This is a genomic window from Nocardioides sp., assembly GCF_035429765.1.
GTDB lineage: Bacteria > Actinomycetota > Actinomycetes > Propionibacteriales > Nocardioidaceae > Nocardioides.
In genome coordinates this window covers 1-6,606 of sequence record NZ_DAOMFK010000177.1, presented here as the reverse complement: position 1 = coordinate 6,606, position 6,606 = coordinate 1, and the positions used below count along the sequence as shown (strand labels likewise).

At 74.2% G+C, this 6,606-nt stretch carries 7 protein-coding genes; 6 read left to right on the top strand and 1 reads right to left on the bottom strand.

Annotation, left to right across the window (positions count from 1 at the left end; translation table 11 throughout):
* The 5 genes from PLP61_RS13675 to PLP61_RS13655 form a co-directional block, all read left to right on the top strand.
* A partial coding sequence (locus tag PLP61_RS13675; protein WP_324503293.1) for a hypothetical protein occupies positions 1 to 709 on the top strand: 709 nt, incomplete at its 5' end.
* A gap of 23 nt (positions 710 to 732) precedes the next feature.
* The gene (locus tag PLP61_RS13670; protein ID WP_324503292.1) at positions 733 to 1,035 is read left to right on the top strand and encodes a hypothetical protein; all 303 of its coding nucleotides are present in this window, start codon (positions 733 to 735) and stop codon (positions 1,033 to 1,035) included.
* Positions 1,032 to 1,250, top strand: a complete 219-nt coding sequence (locus tag PLP61_RS13665) for a PspC domain-containing protein (protein ID WP_324503291.1) — start codon at positions 1,032 to 1,034, stop codon at positions 1,248 to 1,250. Before PLP61_RS13670 ends, PLP61_RS13665 begins: the two co-directional genes overlap by 4 nt.
* Positions 1,251 to 1,324: 74 nt before the next feature.
* Complete coding sequence (locus PLP61_RS13660; protein WP_324503290.1) at positions 1,325 to 2,914, top strand: calcium-binding protein; 1,590 nt, start codon at positions 1,325 to 1,327, stop codon at positions 2,912 to 2,914.
* Positions 2,911 to 3,453 (top strand): YbaK/EbsC family protein, encoded by a 543-nt coding sequence (locus tag PLP61_RS13655; RefSeq protein WP_324503289.1) that lies wholly within the window; start codon positions 2,911 to 2,913, stop codon positions 3,451 to 3,453. The genes PLP61_RS13660 and PLP61_RS13655 overlap by 4 nt, the downstream gene beginning before the upstream one ends.
* Before the next feature lie 33 nt (positions 3,454 to 3,486).
* Here PLP61_RS13655 and PLP61_RS13650 read toward each other — a convergent pair whose 3' ends face one another.
* Positions 3,487 to 5,187, bottom strand: a complete 1,701-nt coding sequence (locus tag PLP61_RS13650) for an aminotransferase class V-fold PLP-dependent enzyme (protein ID WP_324503288.1) — start codon at positions 5,185 to 5,187, stop codon at positions 3,487 to 3,489.
* A gap of 62 nt (positions 5,188 to 5,249) precedes the next feature.
* On the opposite strand from PLP61_RS13650, the gene PLP61_RS13645 reads away from it, so the two are divergent.
* On the top strand, positions 5,250 to 6,606 hold a 1,357-nt coding region (locus tag PLP61_RS13645; RefSeq protein WP_324503287.1), incomplete at its 3' end, for an ABC transporter transmembrane domain-containing protein.

Below are 6,606 nucleotides of genomic sequence, written 5' to 3'. Positions count from 1 at the left end.
CCCGTACGCCGGCGCGGCACCGACGGCCGCCCCCCCCGGTCCTGGCCCGCCGCCCCCGGCGCTGCCGACCCCCTCCCCACCGACCCCTCGCCCTCGCGACCCCCGCCGCCGTGGTCCGGTCCTGTTCTGGTTCACCCTGGCCCTGGTCGCCCTGGCCGTCGGCGTGCTCGGCATGGTCGACGTGGCCGGCGCCGACGTGCCGATCTCGGCGTACCCAGCCCTGGCCACCGCCCTCGTGGGGGCGATGCTCCTGGTCGGCGCGTTCTACGGCCGCGCCGGCGGTCTGATCCTGCTGGGCCTGGTGACCGCCACCGCCCTCGGGGCCACTGCGGTCGCCGAGAACCTCGACACCCGGCACGTGCGCGAGGAGCCCACCGTCGCCGCGCAGGTGCAGGACCGCTACTGGACCCCCGTCGGCGAGCTGGTCGTGGACCTCAGCGCCGTGGCCGACCCGGCGGCCCTGGACGGACGTCAGCTCGACGTGGCGGCCGGCGTCGGGCGGGTCGAGGTCATCGTGCCCGAGGGCCTGGACGTCCGAGCCACGGGGATCCTCAACGGGCCCGGCCAGCTCGACGTGCTCGGCACCCGCGACGACGGTGTCGACAAGCGGGTCACCGCCCGTCTCGACGTCCCCGACGAGGTCGGCGCGCTCACCGTGCGCGCCGAGATCGGGGTCGGCGAGATCGTCGTCCGCACCCAGTCCCAGTGACCCGTGAACCCGAGGAGACCCCGATGAGCACGATCCCTTCCCCCGAGACCACCCGCGGCACCCACCCGGTCCACGTCGGCCACCTGGTGATGGGCCTGGCCTTCCTCGGCCTGGTCGCCATCTGGGCCACCGTGGTCCTCGACATGGTCCCCACCGAGGACGTCCGCTGGCTGCTTCCCCTGCCCTGGGTGCTGGCCGGGGCGGCCGGCCTGCTGGCTGTGCTGCTCTCGGGCCGGCGCCGGCGGCCGGAGACCGGCCCGGCGCCCAGCACCGCACCGCCCCTGTTCCTGCCCCAGGACAGCGACACCCACGAGGAGACCCGATGAGCGAGCAGCAGCCGTCCTACCGGCCCGCCGGCCCCCGGCGCCTGGTCCGCCGCACCGACGACAAGATGATCGCCGGCGTCTGCTCCGGCATCGCCGCCTACTTCGACGTCGACGTCACCCTGGTCCGGCTGCTGGCCGCGCTGGGCACCGTCCTCGGTCTGGGCAGCCTGGTCATCGTGTACGTCGTGCTCTGGGTGGTGATGCCGGAGAACTGATCCGGCCGCTGCGCTCCCCGTGTGAGAATGCTCGGCGAGCCTCGCGCACGGGGAGCCTCTGCATGGGAGTGGTCATGACCTCACGGTCCCTGTCCGGCCGGATCGGCACCGCCGCGATCGCCCTGGCCGCCGTGGCCCTCGCCCCGGTCGGCGCCCCCGCCTCCGGCGCGGCCACCGGCGCCACGTGCACGATCCTGGGCACCCCGCGCGCCGACGTGCTGGTGGGCACCCGGCGCGCCGACGTCATGTGCGGGCGCGGGGGCAACGACGTGATCCGCGGCCGGGGCGGGGCCGACACCCTGCTCGGGCAGAAGGGCAGGGACACCCTGGTCGGCGGGCCCGGGGCCGACCTCCTCCACGGCGGGGCCGGCAACGACCGGCTCCGCGGGGGACCGGGGCACGACGACGTCTTCGGCGAGGCCGGCGACGACACCTGCGCCTACGCCGCGGTCGACCTGCTCCACAGCTGCGCCTGGGACCTCACCCCGCCCGAGATCCTCGGCGTGACGATCTCGGTCGGTGCCGTCGACGTCACCTCGGCGGCCCAGCAGTTCACCGTGCGGCTGCACGTCCGCGACGACTCGGCGGTCAGCGCGGTCCGCAGCACGCTCGCCGACCACGAGGTGGCCGGCGCCGAGCTCGGCCAGGGCTCCTACCGCCTGGTCAGCGGCACCCCCAGGAACGGCTGGTGGGCCGCGACCGAGAAGGTGCCCCGCGGGTTCCCTGCCGCCACGCTCGACCTGTCGGCGTACGTGACCGACCTGCACGGGCGCCCGGCCTCGACCTACCAGACCGGCCTGCTCACGGTGGCCGACAGCGCCCCCGACGACAAATGGCCGGAGGTCCGGATCGTCTCGCCCGCCTCGCTGACCGAGCTGGACGTACGCACCGGGGCCGCCTCGATGCGGGTCGAGGCCGCGATCACCGACAGCGACACGGGCGTCGCCGGCAGCCCCCGGCTGTGCCTGTCGGGGTGGACCGCCACGCTGGGTGAGACCAGCGAGATCGACTGCGCCGAGGCGAGCCTGGTGCAGGGGACCCGGCGGGACGGCCGCTGGGCGGCCGACCTGGGCGTGCCCGGCGGCTACCCCACCGGGGACCTGCTGATCTCGATGGAGGCCACCGACCGGGCGCGCCCGAGGTCCTCGGCCCACTACCTCGACCCGGTGGCCTACGTCGGCCAGCAGGTGCTGTGGCGTCCCTCCGTGGCCACCCTCAGGATCGCCGACGGGGTCGCGGTGCACCGGGTGCTCGGGGACCCCGACGACGCGGCGCCGGTCGTCGCCGACTTCACCCTCGACCCCGGCAAAGTGACGTGGGGCACGGCTGACACCGTGGCGGTCACCGCCCACCTCACCGACGCCGGTCCGCACGGGGTCGCTTCGGTCTCCCTGGTCGTGCTCGGCCCCTCCGCCACCGACCTCACCCCGGTCACGGTCCTGCCGCTCACCCTCGCCACCGGGACCGGCGCCGACGGGGAGTGGTCGGTCGAGGTGACCGGCCTGGCCCAGCACGCCCCCGGCGACTACCCGGTGCTGCTCGCCGTGGGCGACGGCGGCCACCAGCGCTTCTTCTCCGGCGCCACGCTGGCCGGGGACCTGGGCGTGGACCTGCCGGCGCTGCCGGGCCCGCCGGACAGCTCGATCGTGCACGTGGTGCCGTGACCCTGCCCGCGCTGGGGGGGCTTCAGCCGCTGCCCGCCCGGTCCCACCTCGACCTGGTGGCGGCTCCCGTGGCCGCCGCGCTCGAGGCCTGGGACCACCTCGAGGAGGTGGCGGTGGTGCGGATCGACCCGTCCCTCGCCGACACCGCCGCCCTCACGGCGGCGTACGCGCTGGACCTCACCGACGGCGCCAACTGCGTCGTGGTGGCGGGGCGCCGCGGCGGGGAGGAGCGCGTGGCCGCCTGCGTGGTCCGCGCGGACACCCGCGCCGACGTCAACACGGTCGTCAAGCGCACCCTGGACGTGCGCAAGGCCTCGTTCCTGGCCCACGAGCGGGCGGTCGCCGAGTCGGGGATGGAGTACGGCGGGATCACCCCCCTCGGTCTGCCCGCCCCCTGGCGGGTGCTGGTCGACCCGGCCGCGGTCGCGATCGAGGTGGCGGTGATCGGGTCGGGCGTGCGGCACTCCAAGCTGCTGGTGCCCGGTCGGCTGCTGGCGGCGCTGCCCGCGGCCGAGGTGGTGCCCGGTCTCGCGCGGTGACCCCTCCCGCTGCGCTGCTGCGGGGCCGGGCGCTCAGCGCACCAGGCAGGAGCGGGGCAGCTCGAACCAGCGCAACGCGTCGAAGTCCGCGCCCAGGTCCTCGGCGTCGACGCTCTTCGCGCTGCGCGAGGCCGCCCCGGCCAGGACGGTCCGCGCCTCGGCCAGGTAGTCGCGCAGGGCCGTCACCGGGGCCGTTCCCTCGTGGCGGGGGTAGGTCATCGTGCCGTCCTCGGCGTAGGTCACGTCGGTCAGCCGCAGCGGAGGTTCCACCGGCCCGGCTCGGTGGTGCCACAGCCCGGTGACCGGGTCGAACCAGTAGTCCTCGAGCAGCCGCCAGCCGTCCCGCGCGACCATCCGCACCGCCTCGACGACGTAGGAGAGGACCTCCTCGTCGATGAAGTAGTTGAGGTTCACCCGCACCCAGCCGGGCTTGATGCCCTCGCAGCCGGTGGCGATCTGGGCCTCGTAGCGGTGCGACTGCTCGAGGTCGATGCCCAGCAGCCGGTGGCCGTACGGCCCTGCGCACGAGCACCCGCCCCGGGTCTGGATGCCGAACAGGTCGTTGAGCAGGGCGACCACGAAGTTGTGGTGCAGGTACTTGCCGCTGGGTGCCTCCACGACGAAGGAGACGATGGAGAGCCGCCGCGCGGCCCGGTTGCCGAGGATCCGGATCGACGGCTCCTCCTGCCACGCGCTCATCGCCCGGCGGAGCAGCTCCTCCTCGTACGCCTGGATCGTGGTGGTGCCGACGGCCTCCTTGAGCTGGAACACCAGCCCGGCCCGGATCGACTCGACGATCGCCGGGGTGCCGCCCTCCTCCCGGTGGGCGGGATCGGCCAGGTAGACGTGCTCGGTCGGGTTGACGTACATCACCGTCCCCCCGCCCGGCACGTCGGGCACCCGGTTGGCGAGCAGCTCTCGGCGGACCACCAGCACGCCCGGCGTACCGGGGCCGCCGATGAACTTGTGCGGGGACAGGAAGATCGCGTCCTTGTACGCCAGCGGACCCCGGCCCCGGGGGGTCATCTCGATGTCCACGTAGGGCCCGCAGGCCGCGAAGTCCCACAGCGACAGGGCACCGTGCTCGTGCAGCAGGGTGGCGATGCCGTAGGTGTCGGAGACGATCCCGGTCACGTTGCTCGCGGCCGAGAACGAGCCGATCCGCAGGCGCCGGTCGGAGTAGCGGTCCAGCGCCTCGGCCAGCCGGACCTGGTCGATGTGCCCGTCGGCGTCCTCCGGGATCGTCACCACGTCGGCGATCGACTCGCGCCAGGGGAGCTCGTTGCTGTGGTGCTCGAAGGGCCCGAGGAAGACCACCGGGCGCTCGGCCGCCGGGATGGCCGACGACAGGTGGTAGCGGTCCTCGAGGACCGAGGGGACGCGCAGCCCCAGGACCCCGATGAGCTTGTCGATCGCCGCCGTGCTGCCGGAGCCGGTGAAGATCACCACGGTGTCCTCGTCACCACCCACCGCGTCCCGGATGATGCGGCGGGCGTCCTCGCGCAGCCGGGTGGTCTGCAGCCCGGTGCCGCTCGCCTCGGTGTGGGTGTTGGCGTAGCGGGGCAGCACCTCCTCACGGATGAAGTCCTCCAGGAAGGACAGGCTGCGCCCGGAGGCCGTGTAGTCGGCGTAGGTGACGCGGCGCGGCCCGTAGGGCCCGGGCAGCACCTGGTCGTCGCCGATCACCGACTCGCGGATGCGTCGTACCAGGGCGGCGCCCGTTGCGTTGGTCACGCCTCCACCCTAGGCAGAAATCGACTCGCCCACCGGGGGTCCGCGTACGTACCGTGGGACGAGTGCGACCGCTCCCCCTCGACCACCCCGGCACCGCCGACCACCGCTCGCCGGGGCGGCTGCTGTGGTGGATGGCGAGGGGGCAGTGGCGCACGCTGGTGATGGGGATGCTGTTCGGCATCCTCTGGATGAGCTGCCAGGCGCTGATGCCGACCCTGCTCGGCCTCGCCATCGACCGGGGAGTGGCCGCCAAGGACACCTCCCAGCTGGTGCTGTGGACCTCGGTGATGCTCCTGGTCGGGCTGGCCCAGGCGGTCAGCGGCATCATCCGGCACCGGTTCGCGGTGTCGAACTGGCTGATCGCGGCGTACCGCACCGTGCAGCTGGTGGGCCGGCAGGCGGTGCACCTCGGAGGCACCCTTCCGCGCCGGGTGTCCACCGGCGAGGTGATCGCGATCGGCACCTCCGACCTGTCCCACATCGGCCAGGTGATGGACGTCTCCGCCCGCTTCGCCGGGGCGGTCGTGTCGTTCCTGCTGGTGTCGGTGATCCTGCTGACCACCTCGGTCACCCTCGGCCTGGTGGTGCTCGTCGGCGTCCCCCTGCTGATGCTGGCGATCGGTCCGCTGCTGTCTCCGTTGCAGCGCCGCAGCGCCCACCAGCGCTCGCTGATGGGCCACCTGGCCAACACCGCCAGTGACATCGTGGGCGGGCTGCGGGTGCTGCGCGGCATCGGCGGGGAGCAGGTCTTCCTCGACCGCTACCGCCGGGAGTCGCAGGCGACGCGCCGCGCGGGCGTCGAGGTGGCCCGGCTGCAGTCGGTCCTGGACGGGCTCCAGGTGCTCCTGCCCGGGGTGTTCGTGGTCGTGGTGGTGGGGCTCGGGGCCCACGCCGCGGTGCGCGGCGACATCACCCCGGGCGAGCTGGTCGCCTTCTACGGGTACTCCGCGTTCCTGCTGATCCCCCTGCGCACCGCGACCGAGTACGCCAACAAGGTCATCCGCGGACTGGTCTCCGCGCGGCGGGTGTGTCGCGTGCTCGCGCTGACCCCTGAGGGTGCCGACCCGGCCGACGTGGCCGCCTCGCCCCCGGTCGGCTCGGAGCTGTCCGACCTGCGCAGCGGCCTGCGGGTCCGGCCCGGTCTTCTCACCGCGATCGTCTCGGACCGGCCCGACGAGTCGGCGCTGCTCGCCGACCGGCTCGGCATGGCGGCGGCCGAGGTCGACGACGGCGTTCGGCTCGGCGGCGTACCTCTCAGCAGGCTGCACCGGGAGGAGGTGCGCCGCCGCATCGTGGTCTCCGACACGGGGGCCACCCTCTTCTCCGGCCGGCTCGCCGACCGGCTCGACGTCAGCGGCCGGGGTGGCGTCGCGAGGGCCCTCGCCACCGCCTCCGCCGAGGACATCGTCGAGGCGCTGC